19 protein-coding genes are annotated in these 20,805 nt (G+C 45.5%); 5 read left to right on the top strand and 14 right to left on the bottom strand.

All coding sequences use genetic code 11. From position 1 onward, the window contains the following. The first annotated feature begins 321 nt into the window (after window positions 1-321). Window positions 322-549, top strand: a complete 228-nt coding sequence (cspD, locus tag FHQ30_RS11770) for a cold shock domain-containing protein CspD (protein WP_132966561.1) — start codon at window positions 322-324, stop codon at window positions 547-549. A 57-nt stretch (window positions 550-606) separates the two neighbouring features. Here cspD and tdeA read toward each other — a convergent pair whose 3' ends face one another. Genes tdeA through FHQ30_RS11755 form a run of 3 tightly spaced genes read right to left on the bottom strand, consistent with a single transcriptional unit; the run spans window position 607 to window position 5,126 of the window. Beyond that, window positions 607-1,986 carry a toxin/drug exporter TdeA gene (tdeA, locus tag FHQ30_RS11765; RefSeq protein ID WP_139615133.1) on the bottom strand — a complete coding sequence of 460 codons (1,380 nt, stop codon included), beginning with the start codon at window positions 1,984-1,986 and terminating at the stop codon, window positions 607-609. Window positions 1,987-1,994: 8 nt separating this feature from the next. Beyond that, window positions 1,995-3,929, bottom strand: coding sequence for a MacB family efflux pump subunit (locus tag FHQ30_RS11760; protein WP_139615132.1), 1,935 nt, complete (start codon window positions 3,927-3,929; stop codon window positions 1,995-1,997). A 15-nt stretch (window positions 3,930-3,944) separates the two neighbouring features. Next, window positions 3,945-5,126 carry an efflux RND transporter periplasmic adaptor subunit gene (locus FHQ30_RS11755; RefSeq protein ID WP_139612243.1) on the bottom strand — a complete coding sequence of 394 codons (1,182 nt, stop codon included), beginning with the start codon at window positions 5,124-5,126 and terminating at the stop codon, window positions 3,945-3,947. Between the two features lie 187 nt (window positions 5,127-5,313). Between FHQ30_RS11755 and glnS the strand changes: the two genes are divergently transcribed. Both glnS and FHQ30_RS11745 read left to right on the top strand, forming a co-directional pair. Continuing rightward, entirely contained in the window at window positions 5,314-6,996 is a 1,683-nt protein-coding gene (glnS, locus tag FHQ30_RS11750; protein ID WP_139615131.1) for a glutamine--tRNA ligase, read from the top strand. 100 nt (window positions 6,997-7,096) lie between these two features. After that, a complete protein-coding gene (locus tag FHQ30_RS11745) occupies window positions 7,097-7,531 on the top strand; it encodes a YcgN family cysteine cluster protein (protein WP_139611982.1) in 435 nt (144 codons plus the stop codon). A gap of 53 nt (window positions 7,532-7,584) precedes the next feature. Here FHQ30_RS11745 and FHQ30_RS11740 read toward each other — a convergent pair whose 3' ends face one another. Both FHQ30_RS11740 and FHQ30_RS11735 read right to left on the bottom strand, forming a co-directional pair. Continuing rightward, window positions 7,585-8,625: a Gfo/Idh/MocA family oxidoreductase gene (locus tag FHQ30_RS11740; protein ID WP_139611983.1), complete on the bottom strand. Its 1,041-nt coding sequence runs from the start codon at window positions 8,623-8,625 to the stop codon at window positions 7,585-7,587. 11 nt (window positions 8,626-8,636) lie between these two features. Then, the gene (locus FHQ30_RS11735) at window positions 8,637-10,034 is read right to left on the bottom strand and encodes an MATE family efflux transporter (RefSeq protein ID WP_139625173.1); all 1,398 of its coding nucleotides are present in this window, start codon (window positions 10,032-10,034) and stop codon (window positions 8,637-8,639) included. Window positions 10,035-10,114: 80 nt separating this feature from the next. On the opposite strand from FHQ30_RS11735, the gene FHQ30_RS11730 reads away from it, so the two are divergent. Then, complete coding sequence (locus tag FHQ30_RS11730; RefSeq protein WP_139615047.1) at window positions 10,115-10,723, top strand: riboflavin synthase subunit alpha; 609 nt, start codon at window positions 10,115-10,117, stop codon at window positions 10,721-10,723. A gap of 244 nt (window positions 10,724-10,967) precedes the next feature. Here the strand turns inward: FHQ30_RS11730 and nth are convergent, their stop codons facing one another. The 9 genes from nth to FHQ30_RS11685 all read right to left on the bottom strand — a co-directional run bounded on the left by nth (window position 10,968) and on the right by FHQ30_RS11685 (window position 19,431). After that, on the bottom strand, window positions 10,968-11,603 hold the full coding sequence (nth, locus tag FHQ30_RS11725) for an endonuclease III (RefSeq protein WP_132966542.1): 636 nt from the start codon (window positions 11,601-11,603) through the stop codon (window positions 10,968-10,970). Window positions 11,604-11,611: 8 nt separating this feature from the next. Further along, the gene (locus FHQ30_RS11720) at window positions 11,612-12,316 is read right to left on the bottom strand and encodes an electron transport complex subunit E (protein ID WP_139612294.1); all 705 of its coding nucleotides are present in this window, start codon (window positions 12,314-12,316) and stop codon (window positions 11,612-11,614) included. 11 nt (window positions 12,317-12,327) lie between these two features. After that, a complete protein-coding gene (gene rsxG / locus FHQ30_RS11715; protein WP_139612293.1) occupies window positions 12,328-12,948 on the bottom strand; it encodes an electron transport complex subunit RsxG in 621 nt (206 codons plus the stop codon). A 9-nt stretch (window positions 12,949-12,957) separates the two neighbouring features. After that, the gene (rsxD, locus tag FHQ30_RS11710; protein ID WP_139612292.1) at window positions 12,958-14,037 is read right to left on the bottom strand and encodes an electron transport complex subunit RsxD; all 1,080 of its coding nucleotides are present in this window, start codon (window positions 14,035-14,037) and stop codon (window positions 12,958-12,960) included. Window positions 14,038-14,045: 8 nt separating this feature from the next. Beyond that, a complete protein-coding gene (rsxC, locus tag FHQ30_RS11705) occupies window positions 14,046-16,298 on the bottom strand; it encodes an electron transport complex subunit RsxC (RefSeq protein WP_139615046.1) in 2,253 nt (750 codons plus the stop codon). After that, window positions 16,291-16,920, bottom strand: a complete 630-nt coding sequence (rsxB, locus tag FHQ30_RS11700) for an electron transport complex subunit RsxB (protein WP_139611742.1) — start codon at window positions 16,918-16,920, stop codon at window positions 16,291-16,293. Before rsxB ends, rsxC begins: the two co-directional genes overlap by 8 nt. Next, window positions 16,920-17,501, bottom strand: a complete 582-nt coding sequence (gene rsxA, locus FHQ30_RS11695) for an electron transport complex subunit RsxA (protein ID WP_139611743.1) — start codon at window positions 17,499-17,501, stop codon at window positions 16,920-16,922. The genes rsxB and rsxA overlap by 1 nt, the downstream gene beginning before the upstream one ends. A 137-nt stretch (window positions 17,502-17,638) precedes the next feature. Then, window positions 17,639-18,301 (bottom strand): SanA/YdcF family protein, encoded by a 663-nt coding sequence (locus FHQ30_RS11690; protein ID WP_139611746.1) that lies wholly within the window; start codon window positions 18,299-18,301, stop codon window positions 17,639-17,641. 254 nt (window positions 18,302-18,555) lie between these two features. Then, complete coding sequence (locus tag FHQ30_RS11685; protein WP_232517274.1) at window positions 18,556-19,431, bottom strand: DMT family transporter; 876 nt, start codon at window positions 19,429-19,431, stop codon at window positions 18,556-18,558. Window positions 19,432-19,639: 208 nt separating this feature from the next. Here FHQ30_RS11685 and metX point away from each other — a divergent pair, with 208 nt between their 5' ends. Then, a complete protein-coding gene (metX, locus tag FHQ30_RS11680) occupies window positions 19,640-20,728 on the top strand; it encodes a homoserine O-acetyltransferase MetX (protein ID WP_139611744.1) in 1,089 nt (362 codons plus the stop codon). Window positions 20,729-20,805 lie beyond the last annotated feature (77 nt).

Below are 20,805 nucleotides of genomic sequence, written 5' to 3'. Positions count from 1 at the left end.
GTTAAACACAGTTGCTACCTTGCCTCATCAAATATCTTTGTCAATAATCTGAAAAACCCATGCTGTTTTAAAATAGCATGTGGTTTTTGTTTGCCCGCTGACCGCACTTTGTCGATTGTAAATGAAGGTAGACTCCATTTTCAAGCGAAAATCTATCAAGTAAATGAAAACATTGCATTAATTTTGTGATCTCCCGCTAATTTTAAGGGATTAAAGATTGCGTATTTTGACGATTTATTAAAGAATTATCAATGCGTTGCTTATCAAAACAATGATAAACAACAGATCATGGTGCAGAATCAAACAAGGTGAGGTCGGGGTATGCAGATAGGAACAGTAAAATGGTTTAACAACGCCAAAGGTTTTGGATTTATTGCAGAAGAGGGCAGTTCTGACGATATTTTCGCACACTATTCGGTGATTGAGATGGACGGCTACCGCTCTTTGAAAGCCGGTCAAAAAGTACAATTTGAGGCGATTCACGGTGACAAAGGTTCGCATGCCACTAAAATTATCCCGGTACCACTGGAACAAAGTTTAACATCTTAATTCTTGGCTGAGAAAGTAAAAAACGGACATCTGTTTAACGTCCGTTTTTTATTGTGACTAACGCTGGTATTTTCCCGCCATACTTTGGTAAATCGCATTTTCATAGCGCAACAAATCATATTTTGCCTGCAAAATACTCAATTCGGAATTTTGTTCAGTGGCGAGCGCCGCCAACCAATCTTTCATTCCGGTAATTCCAGCGTTATATTGTAAGCGGTAGGTGTTGCTGATATTACGATCATAGCGGTATTTTTGGTTTAGGTTCTGGTAGCTTTTTTGTGCCAATTGATACGCCTTATAGTTGCTGTCAATTTCATTCAGGGCGGTGGTGATGCCTTTTTGGAAATTCAGCTTGGCGGTTTCATACGCCGCTTCCGATAATTTCACATTCCATTTCACCCGATTCCAGTCTAAAAACGGCAAGTTAATCCCAAGCGTACCACCACTCAACGGTGCATCAAACATGTTGCCGACACTGCCGCCGCCGGTGGCTAAACTGGCGCCTAAGGTAATGCTCGGATACCAGCTTTTTTCCATTGCGTTTACACTCTTAAAGGCGGAGCTTAAGCGGTATTGATAAGCCTTCAAATCCGGACGGTTGGCAATAGTGGATAACGGAATATCCAGATTGACCGGTTGCAATTTCAGGTTTTTCAAATTGATTACATTTAGTTCCAGATTTTGCTGCGGTTGTAAGTTTAGCAGGTTGCGCAGGGTGCTTTCTACGGTTTGCAATTGTGATTGATAGCTAATCAGTTGGTTTTCCGCCGATAACACCGATTGTCGGCTTTGATCAGCATCTAATTGCAAGGTGACACCTTGGTTGACTTGGTTTTGGGTCAAGCTGGCGATTTGCTGATAGGTTTTGATATTGTTTTGCACTATAGCGATAGCTTGTTTCAAATAGGCAATTTGATAGTAGCTGTCGATCACCTGGTTAATCAGCGTCAATTTCACCGCATCTAAATCGGCTTCGGTCGCGCTGTGTTCCCACTCGGCGGCATCGGCACTGTCGGCCAGTTTGCGCCACAGATCAAGAGTATAATTTAGCGACAATGAACTACCGTAACTGCGGGTTGAGATACCGCTTTCGGTATTTTTTTGCACGCTGCCGGATATTGAACCGCTGAATGTTGGTACCAGATCGGCACCCAATAAATTGGCATTATACAAAGCACGGTTGACGCTGATTGCTGCTTTTGCCAAATCCAGATTATTAGCAAGTGCGGTGTCAATCAGGCGGTTTAATTGGGCATCTTGATATTGCGTCCACCAGTTTGGATTGATCTGATATTGAGCGGTCAGCGCTTGATACTGCCCGAATTGCTGCATTTGCTGTTGATAGCCGGTTTGTTGTTCATTGCTGACACAAGCCGTCAGCAAACCACTCACCAGTAAGGCGGTGGCGGAACGACGAAATAAGGTTGTTGAAATCATATTAATCTTTATTCTCTTGAAAGTGCGGTGATCGGATTCAGTTGTGACGCATTTTTTGCCGGTAAGAAACCGAAAATCAAGCCGATTAAGGTAGAACAGATCACGGCGGCGACAATCGAATCCAGCGAAAACAGCATGTTGAAATCTTGCATCGCACTGTTAAACACTAAGCCGATAAAATAGGATAACACCACGCCGACCAAACCGCCGATCACGCAGATCAGGGTGGCTTCAATCAAAAATTGCTGCAAAATATTCGATTGCCGAGCACCAATCGCCATGCGCACGCCAATCTCTTTGGTGCGTTCGGTCACCGAAACTAACATGATGTTCATCACGCCGATGCCGCCAACGATTAACGAGATCAATGCAATCGATGAAATCAGGAGTTTCATCGTATTAGTGGTGCTTTCAATCGTTTGTTTAATCGTATCGGTGTTCATCACGAAAAAATCTTTTTTGCCGTGGCGCATGGTCAGCAATTGAGTCAGGTTTTTCTCGGCAATTTGAGTGTTGATATTATCTTTGACTTTAACCGTGATCGAATCAATGGTTTTTTCGCCGGAAATTTTATTCATCGCGGTGGTGTAGGGCAGCCACACGTTCAGCGAGCTGCTGGACATTCCCATATTGTTATTGGTTGCGGCCACTCCGATAATTTTTAACGGTTTTTTGTCGATCATAATAATCTGACCTAACGGCGATTTGTCGGCAAACAGCTCTTTTTGCGTATTTTCATCGATCACCGCGACTTGTGCATTATCGGCGACAGCCTGCGCGTTAAACGCTTTCCCCTGCTTCAGGGTTAAGCCTTTGACATTAAAGAACTGATCACCGACGCCGCGCACTTGTGCGCTGACTGCTTGACTGCCATAAGTCAGGGTGCCGTTGAGCGTGCTATTCGGCGTGACACTTTCAATATAATGCTGTTTCGCCAGAATATCAGCATCTTGAACGGTCAGATTTTTGGTACGATTAGCGCGCCGATCACCAAAACCGGTGCCGTTGTAAATATCCATGGTATTCGTGCCTAACGAATTGATATTCGATAGGATTTTTTGTTGCGAGCCGTTGCCGATCGCCACCACGCACACCACTGAAGTAATACCGATAATAATCCCGAGCATAGTCAGCAAGGAACGCATTTTGTGTGCCAGAATCGCACTGACCGACATTTTAAACGATTCGATCAGCTGATCTTTAAATTGCGCAAAGCGGTTTTTGTTAATCTTAACTGATGTGTCCTTTTCGATAATCTGATCGGCGCGGCGGGTGTCGTTGATAATACGCCCGTCTTTCAGTTCGATAATCCGATTGGCGTAGCCGGCGACATCTTTATCGTGGGTGACCAAAATAATAGTATGCCCCTCATGGTGCAGATCTTGCAAGATTTGCATCACCATGGCGCCGCTCTTTGAGTCGAGCGCACCGGTCGGTTCATCGGCTAAAATAATCTCGCCGCCATTCATCAAGGCGCGTGCAATACTGACCCGTTGTTGTTGTCCGCCGGAGAGTTGATTCGGCTTGTTTGCCAATTTATCGCCTAAATTCAGCTTTTTCAGCAACGCTTCCGCTTGTTGCAACCGTTGTTGTTGCGGCAGACCGGCATACACCGCCGGCAGCGCCACGTTTTCAACCGCACTTAGTGCCGACAGTAAATTATAACGCTGGAAGATAAAACCGAATTTTTTCTGACGCAGATCGGACAGCTGATCGCGCGACAGTGGCGAGGTATCGACACCATCGATTTTATAGCTGCCGTCGCTGGCGGTATCCAAGCAACCGAGAATATTCATCAAGGTTGATTTGCCCGAACCGGAAGTGCCCATAATCGCGATAAAATCGCCTTTTTTGATGGTTAAATCGATCGCTTTTAAGATATGAACCCGATTTTCGCCGGCGCCGAAATATTTGTTCAGTTTGCTGACTTCAATAATATTCATGCTCGCCCCGCCTGATTAAAAGCGCATCCGCATTTGCCGGCTGTTACCGACTTCTTCGCCTTGTCGCATTTCAGCGGAAATCACTTCGTCACCTTCTGCCAAGCCGGATAATACCTGGGTATTCATATCATCGCTGATACCAATTTCAATCCTGCGGGTTTCGGCTTTATTATCCGCAGTCAATACTCTCACTTGATACTGCTCCCCGACTTTTTGAATCGCCATGGTTGGAATCGTCAATACGTTTTCGGCATCAACAATCGTAATCGTATTTTGGGTGGTCATACCGATGCGCAACGCTTCGTCAGGGTTATCGATCACAATGTTGGCATAAAAATAGACGGCGCTGCTGTCGCTGGATGATTCGCTGTAATCATTATCAGTCAGGGTGGTCAATGCCGGATCAATCGAGGCGATTTCTGATTGATAGACTTTATTCGGTTCTGCCAACGTAGTAAACCGCACTTTCATTCCGGCTTTGACTTTACTGATATCCCCTTCGGAAATTTCGGCTTTAATCAACATTTTGCTTAAATCCGCCACTTGTACAATGGTCGGTGCGGTTTGGTTTGAATTTACAGTTTGCCCTTCGGACACCGGAATCGAAATAATCGTGCCGTCAATCGGGGCAAGAATTTTGGTGTAACCCAGATTGGTTTGTGCCGTGGTAACTGAAATTTCCGCCTGCTTGATGGAGGATTGCAATTGTGCAATCGTCGATTGCGCATTGGCAAGATTCACCCGTGCGGTTTCAAGACTATCTTGAGTGGCGGATTTTTGTTTATACAAGCGATTTATTCGATCGTAAGAGGATTGCATCGCCGTTAAATTGGCTTGCGCCGCATTCAGTTGTGCCTGATAGGACGCCAATTGGGCAAGTGCGGTTGCCAGCTCGTTATTCTGATTTTTAGCATCAATTTCCGCAATTAAATCGCCCTTTTTCACTTTTTGCCCTAAAACGACGTGAATCCGGAGCAGCTGACCGGACACCTGCGCTCCGACTTCGACCCGGTTATAGCTGCGCACGGTGCCGGTGGCAATCACGCTGTCGGAAAGCGAAGTGCGGTTGACCGTCTCTGTCATATAGGTGGTTTTATTATCGCTGCCGACACTGTTGTGCCAATAGTAATAACCGCCGAAAAGTGCGGTTAGCATCACGGCGGCAAGGGCAATGGTTTTGATTTTTTTTGCTTTCATGGGGTGATTATGCCAAGACTATTTTGTGAATTTTATAAGTATACTCACTATAGCATTAATTTCTTAAGAAGAGCTTAAAAAATCGGAGAGCGACGGAATTGCGGTAACGGTTTTTTTCCGTCACTAAAGCGTGTAGAATAGACCAATTTTCTATTCAGATTTATTATTTAAGGAAGAAGGAAGCGCTATGAGCCAACCTGAGATCGCTGCTGTGAATGAAGCAGAACACCGTCCGTCTAATTTTATCCGCCATATCATCGATGAAGATTTGGCCCAGGGTAAAGTTGAAACGGTTTACACCCGTTTTCCGCCAGAGCCGAACGGCTACCTGCATATCGGACACGCAAAATCGATTTGTTTGAATTTCGGTATTGCCAGAGATTATCAAGGCTTATGTAACCTGCGCTTTGACGACACCAATCCGGTGAAAGAAGACGTGGAATATGTCGATTCGATCAAACAAGACGTGGAGTGGCTCGGTTTCAAATGGCAGGGCGACGTGCGCTATGCCTCGGATTATTTCGATCAACTGTATGGCTACGCACTGGAATTGATTGAGAAAGGCTTGGCGTATGTTGATGAATTGTCGCCGGAGCAGATTCGTGAATATCGTGGCACGTTGACCGAAGCGGGCAAAAATAGTCCGTATCGTGATCGCTCGATTGAAGAGAACCGCACTTTATTTGAAAAAATGCGTGATGGCGGTTTTGCCGAAGGTGAAGCGTGTTTGCGTGCTAAAATTGATATGGCATCGCCATTTATGGTGATGCGTGATCCGGTGCTGTATCGCATCAAATTCGCCCACCACCATCAAACTGCGGATAAGTGGTGTATCTATCCGATGTACGATTTCACCCACTGTATTTCCGATGCGATTGAGCGGATCAGCCATTCGTTGTGTACCTTGGAATTTCAAGACAACCGTCGTTTGTATGACTGGGTATTAGAAAATATCTCGATTGAACGCCCACTGCCGCACCAATACGAATTTTCACGCTTGAATCTGGAAAGTACGCTGACCTCAAAACGTAAACTGTTGCAACTGGTGACCGATAACGTAGTGGATGGTTGGAATGACCCACGGATGCCGACCATTTCCGGCTTGCGTCGCCGTGGTTATACTCCGGCTTCGCTGCGTGAATTTTGCGAGCGTATCGGCGTGACCAAACAGGACAATACCGTGGAGTTCAGTGCTTTGGAAGCCTGCATCCGCGATGATCTCAACATCAATGCGCCACGCGCCATGGCGGTGTTGAATCCGTTGAAAGTGGTGATTGAAAACTATGATGCTGACAATGAGTGGATCAGTGCACCAAATCACCCGAACCGTCCTGAACTGGGCGAGCGCCAATTGCCATTTGGTCGCGAAATTTATATTGATCAAGCGGATTTCCGTGAAGAAGCCAATAAAAAATATAAACGTTTGGTGTTAGGCAAAGAAGTGCGGTTGCGTAATGCGTATGTGATCAAGGCGGAACGTATCGAAAAAGATGCCGACGGCAATATCACCACGCTGTATTGCAGCTACGATCCGCAAACTTTAGGCAAAAACCCAAGCGACGGGCGCAAAGTGAAAGGCGTAATCCATTGGGTTTCGGCAGCGAACAACCACAAGGCTGAATTCCGTTTATACGATCGTCTGTTCAGCGTCAGCAACCCGGGCGCAGCAGAAGATATTTTAGCGGTGTTAAATCCGAATTCATTGAAAGTCGTACACGGCGTTGTCGAGGCAAGCCTTGCCGATGCCAAAGCCGAACAGGCGTATCAGTTTGAACGGGAAGGCTATTTCTGTGCCGACAGCAAAGATTCCGCTCCGGGTAAGCTGGTGTTCAATTTGACGGTCAGCTTAAAAGAGAGTGCCGATTTTTAAGCGACAAATCGTAAGTTATCAAACAGGCATCGGTTATCATGCCTGTTTTTTATTGACTGACTTTTTGGCAGAAAATTTGGCAAAATGAGAAAGGAAGCAAATGAAAGAGCGGTTTTGGCAAACAAAATCTTTGCTAGAAATGAACGATCAGGAGTGGGAAGCGTTATGCGACGGGTGCGGTTTATGCTGCTACCGCAAGATTCTTGACGGCTACGGCAAACACGAGCGTATCTATTTTACCCGAATTGCCTGCAATCAGTTGGATCTCACCAGTGGAAAATGCTGTAATTATCCTCGCCGTTTTGAACTGGAAGAAGATTGCACCAAACTCACCAAACAAAACCTACCGGATTTCAGCTGGCTGCCGAAAACTTGCGCCTATCGCTTGTTATATGAAAACAAACCACTGTTTGACTGGCACCCATTGATTTCCGGTGATCCCAACTCAGTTAAGCTCGCAGGAATTCCTATCCAAAACGGCATTCATGAAGCAGACGTGATTGAATGGTTTGACCATGTGATTGAAGATCTTTAGCACCCTGACAATTCAGGCTTTAAAAATATCCAATCTATTTTTCAGCTTAATTTCTAAACCTCCACCACTCTGCGTAACGTCGCACTTTCAAAGCATTTTTCCAGTAATGCCATCACTTTTGTTGCTTGCGCTATGGTGACGATCAGCGGGGCATTGGCGGTAATGGCGGCGTAGATATTGTCATAATAGGCAGCATAGCTCATGGCGGGGGATTCGATTTTGCCACGAAAATGGATGCCGTTGAGATCGGTGTTGAGTATACCCCAATCAGCTTCATCTTCCAGATTCCAGTTGCCGCACGGTGCGATGCCTTGCGCTAATCTGGATTCTTGAATGTCCATGGTTTGTTTCAGATATGATCCGTGACGACCGTGCAGGGCGAGGTGCGGTGCTTTTTCCCGCACATATTTGCTGGCGGTCAGTTCCACTTTTAATTGAGGGTAATACAGATAAATTTGGAAATTATCATCGCTCACAGCGCCCTCGTGTTGATAGCGAATATCGGCAAACAGTGCTTGCGGCATACCGAAAGTATCCACCGCATGATCCAATAAATGTACCCCTAAATCATAGACTAAGCCAGTGCCTTTTTCACCGGTCTCTTTCCATGCTTTCGGATTTTTGTTGGCGCTGTAGCGGTCATACCGCACTTGATAGTCCACTATATCGCCAATCAGATTATTGGCGATGATATTTTTAACTGCTTGAAAGCCACTATCCCAGCGGCGGTTTTGGTAAGGGGATACAATGATGCCGATTTCGCCAGCCAATTGACCTAATTCAGCAACTTGCTCAGTCGTGACACTGACTGGTTTTTCCACTATGACATGCTTGCCCGCTTGAATAGCTTGTTTTGCCAACGGATAATGCGTTAAGTTTGGGGTGGTGATAAGCACCAGATCAATCTCATCGGTTAACAGTTCGGCAAAATCCCGCACCACTTCCACATCAGGAATTTTCTGTTTGGATTTTTCACCGCTACGTTCAAACACTTTTTTAATCTTAAAACGTGGGTCAATCAGCAAAAAAGGGACATGAAAAACTTGCGCCGACATACCAAAGCCGGCAATAGCAACGTTAATGATAGGTTTCATTTTTCCTCCGATTATTTAATTCGTTCTAAATGCGCTAAAAGTGCGGTTGCCGGAATGCGCTGAATCTTGCGCAAACGCAACAACAGAAAAATAGAAGCGAACAGCAAACATAGCACAAAACCGATCCAAAAGCCTTCGGCGGCTAATGGCGCGACAATCCAATCGGTTAGGCCACTGATGTAACCAACCGGCATGCCGATCACCCAATAGCACAGTAATGAGATTATCAAAATCGCTTTGGTGTCTTTATAGGCACGCAGAGCACCACCAGCGATTACTTGGATACTGTCGGGAATTTGATAAGCCGCAGCAAACAGCAACAAGAAAGATGCCATCGCAATAACCTCTTGATCGCTGACAAAAATCTGGGCTATTTGGTTACGGAACAGCAACGTTAAAATCGCTGTGGCGGCAGCAACAATCAGTCCCAGTCCCAGTGCGCTGTAGCTGACTTGTTTTGCACCTTCCACATTTTGTTCCCCCAAGCGCTGCCCGACTAAAATGGTGGTTGCCATCGAAATCGAGAGTGGCAACATAAAGACAAATGAACTGGTTTGCAGGGTGATTTGGTGGCTGGCAACCACATTGGCACCCAGTGGCGCAATCAACAGTGAGACAATGGTAAACAAAGTGACTTCGGCACATAGTGTCAGCGCAATCGGTACGCCTAAATTGAGTAGTTTACGCAGCGTCAACCAGTCGGGTTTTTCTAAAAGTTTTGGGAATAATTTTAAGTCTTTTTGATTTTTTGCGCGGTAGCAGTAGATCAAAATCATCAACATCATCAGCCAATTGACCAGTGCGGTAGCGATTCCACAACCGACTGCACCAAATGCCGGCAGCCCCAATTTGCCATAGATAAAAATATAGTTGAGTGGAATATTTAGCAACAAACCAATAAAACCGATCACCATCGCCGGTTTGGTTTTTGCCAAGCCGTCATTTAAACCGCGAAAGTTGATCATCAACAAATAGGGTACGATGCCGAATGCCATTGCTTGTAAATATTGGCTGGAGATTGTCGCTAAGCGTGGCTCCATTCCCATAAAATCAACAATAACATAACTGTTATAGATTAAAGCAAACAGGGGGATGCTGATCAACAGTACGATCCAGATGCCTTGCCGCACTTGATGGGCGATCCGTTTGCGTTGTCCTGAACCGTTGAGATAAGCGATGGTTGGCGGCAGCGCCAGCAGCAATCCATGCCCGAACAGCACCAATGGAAACCAGATGGATGCACCGATGGAAATGGCCGCCATGTCAGCGGCACTGACACGCCCTGCCATAATCGTATCGATCATCCCCATCGAACTTTGCGCAATTTGTGCGATCAAAATCGGTAAGGCGATTTTAATTAATTGTCGCATTTCTATACGGTGTTGACCGTTTGCAGTGAACTTTAGCATAAATAAATTCTGCCTAATTTAGGAAAAAGATTTATAATCTGAGCGTTAATTTGAATAATGAATAATCCAAGAGAGCAAATATGTTTACAGGCATTATACAGGGTAAAGCCCGAATTGAATCAATTGAAACAAAAAAAGATTTTAAAACCCATATCATCAAAATGCCGTCGGATTTATTGGACGGGCTGAAATTGGGCGCTTCGGTAGCGCATAACGGGGTATGTTTGACCGTGACCGAAATTGACGGCGATTTGCTCAGTTTTGATCTGATGCAGGAGACTTTGCGGATCACCAATCTGGAGGATTTGCAGCCGGGAGACGAAATTAATATCGAGCGTGCGATGAAAATCGGTGATGAAATCGGCGGACATATGCTCTCCGGTCATGTGTACAGCATGGCGCTCATCGAACGGATTATCGAAACGGAGAACAACTATCAAATTTGGTTTCAACTGCAACAACCGCAGTTGATTAAATATATTTTGACCAAAGGTTATGTTGCGATTGACGGCATCAGTTTGACCATTGGCGCAGTGGAAGACAGCCGTTTTTGCGTCAATCTAATTCCGGAAACGCTGCAACGAACCATTATCGGACAGAAAAAAATCGGTGACAAAGTCAATATCGAAATCGACTCGCAAACTCAGGCAGTTGTGGATACGGTGGAACGCTATTTAGACAGAAAATAGCTGTGGTTTATATTCAAAGTGCGGTCAGACCGCACTTCAGACTGCTGACAAAGGTTAAAATACACGATTAATGTTGTAACAGTAGGGGGCGATTATATATCGCCCCGAACCGCACTTTGCATTTTTCCTTTATTGATTAAGCGCTTATACCGCACTTCGCAAACGGGCGGATATATAATCCGCCCCTACCCAGCCTAATCAAATATCTTTGTCAATAATCTGAAGGGCGGTCAGACCGCACTTCTTAATACTCGGTTTTGTCTTTGAATTCACACAAATCTTCGATAATACAGGCGCCACAGCGGGGTTTGCGGGCGATGCAGGTATAGCGACCGTGCAGAATCAGCCAGTGGTGTACGTCAACTTTGAATTCTTTTGGTACGACTTTCAGCAGTTTTTCTTCTACTTTCACCACGTCTTTGCCGGGGGCAAAGTTGGTGCGGTTTGACACCCGAAAGATATGAGTATCAACAGCGATTGTCGGCCAACCGAAAGCGGTATTCAGTACCACGTTTGCGGTTTTTCGTCCGACACCGGGCAGCGCTTCCAGCGCTTCGCGTGACTCCGGCACTTCGCCGTGGTGCAGATCCAACAGTAAGCGGCAGGTTTTAATCACATTTTCTGCTTTGCTGTTATATAATCCAATGGTTTTGATGTATTCCTTCAAGCCATCCACGCCTAAATCCCAAATTGCTTGTGCCGTATTAGCAACCGGAAACAGCTTATCAGTCGCTTTATTAACCCCTTTATCGGTAGCTTGCGCCGATAAAATCACCGCAATCAACAGCTCGAATGGTGAGCTGAAGTTGAGTTCGGTGGTCGGTTTGGGGTTGGCGTCACGCAGGCGTGTCAGAATTTCAATTCGTTTTTGCTGATTCATACCGCACTTTATCCTTTTTTATTATCGATCAGGTTTTTCAGCGCCAAGATTAAGCCCAAGCCGATAAAAGCCCCAGGCGGCAGAATTGCCAACAGAAAGCTGGTATCGACATGCAGAATCTCAAGGCGAAGCGCCTTTGCCCAACTGCCGAACAGTTGATCCAATCCGGCAAATAGCGTGCCGCTGCCTAAAATTTCTCGCATTGCGCCCAGTACAAACAAGCTGCACGTCATGCCAAGCCCCATCGAAAAGCCATCAAACATCGATGGTAATACTGCATTTTTACTGGCAAAGGCTTCGGCGCGCCCGATCACGATACAGTTGGTGACGATCAACGGAATGAAAATTCCCAATGCCAAATACAAGTCATAGACAAAGGCGTTCATTAACAACTGTACGCCGGTGACAGTTGCTGCGATAATCATCACATAAATAGGGATTCGGATTGCGTGCGGAATTGCGCGGCGGCAGAGGGAAACAATCGCATTAGTGCAGATTAGCACCAGCATGGTTGCTAATCCTAACCCGAGTGCGTGGGTAACACTGTTCGAAACCGCCAACAGCGGGCAAAGCCCTAGCAATTGAACTAGGGTCGAATTGTTATCCCACAAGCCTTGACGAAAAATTCCTTGCCAATCCGTGTTGCTAACTACTGGCGTAATATCATGAATTTCAATTTCGCCAAGGCTGTTTTTTACTGTGGTTTCAGACATATTTCTTCCTCTTAATCACAAGCTGGAAATTGTGTTACCGACGACTGTTTGAAGTCGGTGATAACCGTTAGCGCCGCTTGTTTTACCGCATTGACAACCGCTCTTGGGGTGATAGTGGCACCGGCAAACTGATCGAACTTACCGCCGTCTTTTTTCACTGCCCATTGCTGCTGGTTTTCCAGTGAGAACAGCTGCTGATCAAAACGGTAGATCCAATCGGATTTCTCTGCCTCAATTTTGTCGCCTAAGCCCGGGGTTTCTTTGTGATTTAATACCCGCACGCCCAACACTTTTCCGTCAGGGCGGATGCCGAGCAAAATCTCGATTCGTCCGGAATAACCTTGATTGGTAATAGCTTTTATTGCATATGCACTGATTTCTCCCTGTTTTCGGGCGATATAAATCGTTTTTAAAAACGGGTAATGCTTTTGATCCGGTACGACACAAGCGTCGATTAAGGCATTATCAAAATAATCAGCCGGAATCACTTGGCTTAGCAGCTGTCGCTGCTGGTTTAATGCTGCGTTTTGAATACGATCACGGGTCAGCAGAAAAACACCGATTGAAAGTGCGGTGCAGAGCAGTGCGACAAATGCCAAAATGACGGCAGATCGAAACGTGGTTTTTAACATCGTTCGTTCCTATTTGTTTAGGTTATTGACCCGGTAACCGTAAACTCGTGGTCGGGTGTAGTGATCGATTAACGGCACACTGATATTGGCAAGTAAAATCGCAAAGGCGACTGCGTCGGGGTAGTTGCCATAGTAGCGAATAATATAGATTAAAAAACCCACTAACGCACCAAATACCAGCTTGCCTTTCGGGGTGATTGACGCCGTCACCGGATCAGTGGCGATAAAGAAAGCGCAGAACATAGTGGCTCCGCTCAGCAGTTGTGCTAGCGGGTTTAGTGCGATCTGTGGTGCCAGCAACCAGTTTGCTGCACTAAGCAGGGTTAAACTGAGTAAAAGTGCGGTCGGAATTTGCCAATGAATAATTTTTTTCCATAGCAATAACAAACCACCGAGCAAGAATGCTAGATTGAGCTGCCACCAGCCAGTGCCCAGAAAATCGAACCACTGACTGCGGTTGAAAATGGGTGAGTGCAGAATGTTGTTCAGGGATTGCTGATTGTGCAAACCGCTCTTGATTGAATCCAACGGAGTCGCTTGACTGATACCGTCAATGGTGCCGACCAGCTGCAACAATGAATAACCGTCGCTGCTGAGGTCATTGAAAATCAGGCTGATAGCGTCATTCCAAGTCGGAGGCTCATGTAATAAGGTAATCGGTGGCATCCAACTGGTCATTTGCAATGGGAAGGAGATCAATAGCACCACATAACCGACCATCGCCGGGTTAAATGGGTTTTGCCCTAAGCCGCCATAAACATGTTTGCCAAGAATCACGGCACAAAAAGTACCGATTAAAATAATCCAGTAAGGGGCGTAGGGCGGAATTGCGACTGCCAAAATTAAGGCCGTTAAAATTACACTAAAATCGGCAACATAAAAGAAAATGGGTTTGCGGCGCAACAGTGTAACCACGAGTTCTAAGGCGTAGGCAAAACTGGCTGCCAATACGATTTGAATCAGCACACCCACGCCAAAATAATACAATTGCACAGCAATCGCAGGCAGCATTGCAGCAATCACCCACAACATAAAACGGGCAGTCAAATTGCTGGAGTGTGTATGCGGGGAACTGGTCATTTTAAACATATTTTTCCCTATAATTTTTCAATATTGCTGATAGCACTATTTTGTTGCGCCGCTTTTTTGGCTTTGGCTCGGGCAATCGCAGCGGCAACGGCCGCTTTGCGTGGGTCATCACTTTCGCTGACCGCACTAGGTTTATTTTCTTTGTTGTTGGACGTTGTACTTAGCGATGGAGTGGCGGCTTTTTTGGCTTTGGCTCGGGCAATCGCAGCAGCAACGGCGGCTTTGCGCGGGTCATCGCTTTCGCTGACCGCACTTGGCTTATTTTCTTCGCTGTTGGACGTTGGACTTAGCGATGGAGTGGCGGCTTTTTTGGCTTTGGCTCGAGCAATCGCAGCAGCAACGGCCACTTTGCGCGGGTCATCGCTTTCGCTGACCGCACTTGGTTTATTTTCTTCGCTGTTGGACGTTGGACTTAGCGATTGAGTGGCGGCTTTTTTGGCTTTGGCTCGGGCAATCGCAGCAGCAACGGCGGCAGATTTTGGTTGTGCTTCATTGCTCTTTTTATCGCTGTTTGCATCGTTCTTTGCATCGTTCTTTGGAGAGCTATGCTGTTCGCCAACCGCACTTTCAGATTTCGTTTGTTGCGCTTGTTCCCGAGCCAGGCGTAGTGCTTTACGTTGTGCGATCAAGGCACGATTGTCCGGTACAACTTCTCCATTGTCGGTGATCATGGGTTGTGGTGTCGGATGATTTTGGGTTTCACTGTCCGCTTGTGCGGCTTTTTTAGCTTTCAAACGTTCAAGAGCGGCTTTGACCGGATCTTGCCCTTTTTGTTGCGCAATTTCTTGCCGGCGTTTTTCTGCCGCCTGTTGTGCTCGCAATTCGCGCTGCTGTTTCTCTTTCAGTAAACGGGCTTCACGCTGTTCAAACCGCACTTTGGCTTCTTCCGCTAAGCGTTCTTTGTGTTTAATCTCAGCAATTTTGGCTTTTTCCTGACGAAAATATTGAATCAGCGGAATATTGCTCGGACAAACATAGGCGCAGACCCCGCATTCAATGCAGGAGCTGAGATCATATTGTTCAGATTTTTCATGATCTTCACTGCGTGCAAACCAATACAATTGCTGTGGCATTAGTTGTACCGGACAGGCATCAGAACAGCTGGAACAGCGGATACAGCTCTGTTCCGGCGGAGGTGGCGCATATTCGAAATGATCTGGTGCAATCAGGCAGTTGGTCATTTTGGTGACCGGTGCTTGCGGATTCGGCAGAATATAGCCCATCATCGGACCACCGACAAAGATTGGTAGACGAGAGTCTGACTGGTAATTCACCTGTTTAAGCAAGGCGGCAATCGGCGTCCCGAAGCGAACCCAGTAGTTGCGTGGTTGTGGGATTTTATCACCGGTTAAGGTCACAACCCGTTCAATTAATGGCTCGTCGTCGAGCACCGCTCTTTTAATTGCAAAAGCAGTGCCGACATTATGCATTAAAATCCCCAGTGAAGAAGAACGGGCGTTTTTTGGCACTTCCAACCCGGTTAAAACTTGAATCAGCTGTTTGGACGCACCAGAGGGATAAATCGTCGGAATCACCCGCAGATCGATATCATTTGCGCCTTGTAAGGCGTGTTTGACCGCTTGAATCGCTGCGGGTTTATTATCTTCAATCGCAAAAATCACCTTTTCCGGACGGGTCAAATAGCGCAGAATACGGATACCCTCCAGCATTTCCGCGGTATAATCTTGCATGAGGCGATCATCGCAGGTGATATAAGGTTCACATTCGGCACCGTTGATAATCAACAGTTTAATGCCGCTGGTGACATGACGGATTTTATTGGCACTGGGAAAAACGGCACCGCCAAGACCGGCGATGCCGGCTTGATAAATACGGGTGAGCAGTTGCTCTGTGCTGAATGACATAAAATCATCAGCTAAAGTGCGGTCACGCCACTGATCGGCACCGTCGGCTTCCAAAACTAAAATGGGTTCGGACAAGCCTGATGGGTGGTTAGCGGGATAATTGCCGATATCAATAATTTTCCCGGATGTCGGTGCATGAACCGGCAGTTTGCTGAAATTTTGGCTGTGGGTCAGCGCTTGCCCCTTTAGCACCTTGTCACCAACATTAACCAGCAGTTCTGCTGCTTCACCGACATGCTGTTTCAGCGGAATATAAAAGCGTTCACCGCGTTGTTCGCCGTAGGTAATTCGTCCAATTTTTTTCTGATTGGATTGGGATTTCATCTCGGCGGGGTGAATACCGCCGGGGAATTGCCAGAGACGATTAGCATTGATGCGTTCGATAATATCACTCATGTTGCACCTCAGCCCTGTTTGGGGCAGAAACCGCACTTTTTTCGCTGACATCCAAGATGGGGATAACTAATTTGGGATCAAATTTCCAATTCCAATGGTCGATATCGGTTTTAATTGGTTCCATGCTAATACAATCGGTTGGACAAGGCGCAACACACAATTCACAGCCGGTGCAGAGATCGGCAATAACGGTGTGCAAGGTTTTATTGGCACCGATAATGGCATCGACCGGACAGGCTTGAATACATTTGGTACAACCGATACACATATCTTCATGGATAAAAGCGACTTTGACTTCGGGCGCACCTTCGTCAAAATCGGTTTTCGGCACTTCAACGCCCAGCATATCAGCCAGTTGTACCACCAGCGGTTGTCCACCGGGCACACATTTAGTGATGATGTCGCCATTGGCAATCGCTTCGGCGTAGGGACGACAGCCGGGATAGCCACACTGTCCGCACTGACTTTGCGGTAAAATAGCATCAATTTGATCAACAATCGGATCGCTTTCCACTTTGAGTTTAACCGATGAAAAGCCGAGTATTGCACCAAAAATTAAGGCGAGAAAAGCAATAATGATCAGCACCCAGTGAAGTGCGGTTAATTGACTAAAAAGTTCCATCAGTTCGGCACCAGCCCGGTGAAACCCAAAAATGCCAGCGACATCAGCCCTGCGGTGATCAGCGCAATCGAAGCGCCACGAAATGGTTTTGGCACGTCAGCGGCGCTCAAGCGTTCACGCAGTGCCGCAAATAGCACCAACACTAACGAAAAACCTAAGGCGGCACTGAAACCATATAATACTGACTGCACTAAGTTATGCGCAAGATTGATATTCAGCAATGCCACACCGAGCACCGCACAGTTGGTGGTAATCAATGGCAAAAAGATACCGAGCAGTCGATAAAGTGCCGGGCTGGTTTTGTGGATCACCATTTCAGTGAATTGTACGACGACGGCGATCACTAAAATAAAAACTAAAGTGCGCAAAAATTCAGCGCTTAGCGGCAGCAAAATATAACGATCGATTAAATACGAGCAAAGGGAAGCAACCGTCAACACAAATGTTGTTGCCAGTCCCATACCGATTGCGGTTTCGATTTTTTTTGATACGCCCATAAACGGACAAAGTCCTAAAAATTTAATTAGGACAAAGTTGTTGACAAGTGCGGTACCAATCATCAATAAAAGGTAATCAATCATAATATTTCAACTGAAAAAAACAGAGCGATATTATCCCCGTTTCTCTAATGAAGAACAATACTTAAAACAGATTATAGTGGATTAAATTCATTTCCATACTGCGCTGATGCGTCTTGCTTTGAGGGAAAATGAGGAGGCTATTCTACCATCAGTGGTGGCGGTAGCGGCTCTGACTCTCCCAAGAAGTAGGGGCCTTTTTCGGTTAATAGATCCCAAATCATGTAAAGACGCGCGAAAAATTCGCGGACTCTGACACCGTAATGCCCGCTGGGGTATTCCGCCGCATAGCAAATAGCGTCGATATTGTAGTATTGAGCGATAAACAAGGCTCTTTCACAGTGAAACTTTTGTGAAACAATGGTGATGGAATTGGCGTGGAAAATGGTTTTGGCACGGATCACTGAATCTAGCGTGCGGAAACCGGCAAAATCTAAATACATAAACTCACTGTTGACGCCAAGTTTGCGCAGATCATAAAACATGTTGCGTGGCTCGTTGTATTGTGGGGTGCGATTATCTCCACTCAACAATAAATAATCCACTTTATTGTTCTTTATCAACTGCTGTGCAGCCAGTAATCGGTTGTAATAAAACAAGTTAAGTGAATTATCGCTAAAATAGCGTGAGGTTCCCAACACCAGCGCATAAGGGCGGTGAGGTAGGGCGTTTATGTCATCATAGATGTTTTTTCGCACATAAAAGCCGATCAATTGATCGGTCAATAACACCAGAATAGCAAAAAATGAGAGAGAAAATGCCACATATTTTAAAGCGGGCGATAAAAACCGACAGATGCTCATACAACGGTGTCCATGGGCGGGCAGCGTTGTAGGTGGCGGTGTTGAGGTTTTTTTCAATAGCATATAAATTGCTCACCCTTATGTGTTTTTATCGTTAGGACACGAGAATGACAGCCATTTCAGGATAATTACAAGCTTATACCGAATTCTACTTAAGCATATCATTTGAAAAGTAAAAACCGTTTCGATTATTTTAGCAAGATTGCGCGGTCAGCGCCAACTCAAATTATAAACAAACAGTAACAGACCCTAGCTTATCGGTTGCGACGACCGCTCTCTTGGTAAGTAATATATAAAATTGAAAAAATAATCAGGGCAGCGCCCAGCCATAATCGTCCCGGCGGTTGTGCTTGAAAAATAAGCCAGCCCGCCAACACATTTAGCGGCAGTTTCAAAAAATCAAAGGGCTGCAAATAGGCCGCATCTGCTAAATTATAGGCTTTTGCGATTGCCAATTGTGCGATCGCAGTCAGGAATCCCAATAAAATCAAATAGCCTAGTTGCATAATATCCGGCGAAGTGAATTGTGAAGATTGTAATACACTGAGTAAATTAAACGGTGTTATCAGGATGAACAGATATACCACAATGGTGGTCGGTGATTCGGATGAAGACAATTTTTTGACCATTAAAGAATAAATTGCCCAGCAAAGTGCGGCTGCGAGTGGCAAAAGCGCAACTGGGTTAAAATCTTCCGACCATGGTTTTAAGATGATCATCGCACCACAGAAACCGAATAAGGTTGCGGTGATGCGGCTAAAACCAACTTTTTCTTTTAAAAATAGTGCTGCGCCCAAGGTCGCAAACAGCGGTGAAGTCATAATCAAGGCGATGCCTTGCCAAATTGGAATCGGGTAAATTAATGCACTGATCCAGCATTGAATTCCAATAACAGAAATACCGACTCGCAGAATATGTAGCCACGGATGCTGGGTTTTTAGTGGTTTTAAGCCGGCTTTGAATAGGCTAGGTGCTAAAAACAGCAGTGCAAAAAGGTATTGATACAGCGCAACAGAAGCTGAGTCGATGGTGCTATTTGCGCCTAGAATTTGAGTTAAGGTATTGATGACGGCAAACACAAATCCGGCAAGAATCATTGCCAGTGCGCCTTTAACGGGGTGATGTAGCATAATCGTCGCGGTTAGGAAAGAGTACAGCAAGCATACCGATAAGTGACAAAAAATCAAGTGGCAGCGGTAGACGATAAACGGCAAAATATAGATGGATATAAATCTAGATGTTTAGATGGCTAAAATTGCTTGACAAGTATTTTACGGATCGGTAATTTATGCAAAAACTCAAACAAAATAACCAAAATACAGTGATCTTAAGGTAGTTATGGCGGTCAAATCAGTTAGGCTCTTCACGGATAATTCGCTCAATTTACTTTTGGGTGGGCAACTCAAGTATATTGATATTGCATATCAAACCTATGGATGCTTGAATGCAGAAAAAAGTAATGCCGTTTTGATTTGCCATGCGTTAACCGGCGATGCTGAACCCTACATAGAGCCACAGCAAGCAGGCAGTGAACAGAAAGGCTGGTGGCAGAATTTTATGGGCGCAGGATTGGCTTTGGATACGGATCGCTATTTTTTTATCTGTTCCAACGTGCTTGGTGGTTGCAAAGGCAGTACTGGCCCTTCTTCTATTAATCCTTCGACAAATAAGCCGTACGGCAGCCAATTTCCGGCGATCACCATCCAGGATATTGTAAAAGTTGAAAAAGCATTATTAGATGAATTGCAAATACCGCACTTACATGCGGTGATTGGTGGCTCGTTCGGCGGTATGCAGGCGACCCAATGGGCGGTAGATTATCCGGATAGGGTGGCAAGGGTGGTTAATCTATGTTCATCTTTGTATTTCAGTGCTGAAGCTATTGGTTTTAACCATGTGATGCGCCAAGCAATTGTTACAGATCCTAATTTCAATAATGGTGATTATTACGCGGACAAGGCACCGGAGCAAGGACTGGCGGTTGCCAGAATGTTAGGCATGCTGACCTATCGCACCGATATTCAATTGAATAAAGCCTTTGGACGAGCACAGAAACAGTCGCCCGATTATTTCGGTGATTATTTTCAAGTGGAATCCTATCTGAGTTATCAAGGCAAAAAATTTCTTGATCGCTTTGATGCCAACAGTTACTTACACTTAACTCGTGCACTCGATTTATACGATCCGGCGATGAACTACAATAACGACATCAAAAAAGCACTTAGCAGAATCAAGGCACGTTATACCTTGGTGGCAGTGGCAAATGATCAATTATTTAAAGCACCGGATATGCATAAAAGTAAACAATTGTTGCAAGAAACGGGTGTCCGGCTGGATTATCATGAATTCTATTCCGATTTTGGACATGATGCGTTTTTGGTGGAATATGAACTTTTTGAGTCGATGATTCGTAAAGGATTACTATAAAAATTTAAAAAGTACGATTGATGGTCTTCTGAATCAAAATCTTTCTTTTTCATAATAATTTGTAAATTCTATTAGTT

Origin of the sequence: Testudinibacter sp. 'clade 2', assembly GCF_006227735.1 — a bacterium.
Lineage (GTDB): Bacteria > Pseudomonadota > Gammaproteobacteria > Enterobacterales > Pasteurellaceae > Chelonobacter.
Note: the sequence above shows the minus strand (reverse complement) of the source record. Positions and strands in the feature narration are given on the sequence as shown.

Bases quoted from the DNA above. Each gene is read 5' to 3' on its own strand.
- FHQ30_RS11690 (WP_139611746.1), bottom strand. From the start codon at position 18,301: ATGAGCATCTGTCGGTTTTTATCGCCCGCTTTAAAATATGTGGCATTT.
- FHQ30_RS11735 (WP_139625173.1), bottom strand. From the start codon at position 10,034: ATGCTAAAGTTCACTGCAAACGGTCAACACCGTATAGAAATGCGACAA.
- FHQ30_RS11685 (WP_232517274.1), bottom strand. From the start codon at position 19,431: ATGCTACATCACCCCGTTAAAGGCGCACTGGCAATGATTCTTGCCGGA.
- rsxB (WP_139611742.1), bottom strand. From the start codon at position 16,920: ATGGAACTTTTTAGTCAATTAACCGCACTTCACTGGGTGCTGATCATT.
- FHQ30_RS11730 (WP_139615047.1), top strand. From the start codon at position 10,115: ATGTTTACAGGCATTATACAGGGTAAAGCCCGAATTGAATCAATTGAA.
- FHQ30_RS11755 (WP_139612243.1), bottom strand. From the start codon at position 5,126: ATGAAAGCAAAAAAAATCAAAACCATTGCCCTTGCCGCCGTGATGCTA.
- rsxD (WP_139612292.1), bottom strand. From the start codon at position 14,037: ATGTTTAAAATGACCAGTTCCCCGCATACACACTCCAGCAATTTGACT.
- tdeA (WP_139615133.1), bottom strand. From the start codon at position 1,986: ATGATTTCAACAACCTTATTTCGTCGTTCCGCCACCGCCTTACTGGTG.
- FHQ30_RS11720 (WP_139612294.1), bottom strand. From the start codon at position 12,316: ATGTCTGAAACCACAGTAAAAAACAGCCTTGGCGAAATTGAAATTCAT.
- FHQ30_RS11740 (WP_139611983.1), bottom strand. From the start codon at position 8,625: ATGAAACCTATCATTAACGTTGCTATTGCCGGCTTTGGTATGTCGGCG.
- metX (WP_139611744.1), top strand. From the start codon at position 19,640: ATGGCGGTCAAATCAGTTAGGCTCTTCACGGATAATTCGCTCAATTTA.
- rsxG (WP_139612293.1), bottom strand. From the start codon at position 12,948: ATGTTAAAAACCACGTTTCGATCTGCCGTCATTTTGGCATTTGTCGCA.
- nth (WP_132966542.1), bottom strand. From the start codon at position 11,603: ATGAATCAGCAAAAACGAATTGAAATTCTGACACGCCTGCGTGACGCC.
- FHQ30_RS11760 (WP_139615132.1), bottom strand. From the start codon at position 3,929: ATGAATATTATTGAAGTCAGCAAACTGAACAAATATTTCGGCGCCGGC.
- rsxC (WP_139615046.1), bottom strand. From the start codon at position 16,298: ATGAGTGATATTATCGAACGCATCAATGCTAATCGTCTCTGGCAATTC.
- FHQ30_RS11745 (WP_139611982.1), top strand. From the start codon at position 7,097: ATGAAAGAGCGGTTTTGGCAAACAAAATCTTTGCTAGAAATGAACGAT.
- rsxA (WP_139611743.1), bottom strand. From the start codon at position 17,501: ATGATTGATTACCTTTTATTGATGATTGGTACCGCACTTGTCAACAAC.
- glnS (WP_139615131.1), top strand. From the start codon at position 5,314: ATGAGCCAACCTGAGATCGCTGCTGTGAATGAAGCAGAACACCGTCCG.
- cspD (WP_132966561.1), top strand. From the start codon at position 322: ATGCAGATAGGAACAGTAAAATGGTTTAACAACGCCAAAGGTTTTGGA.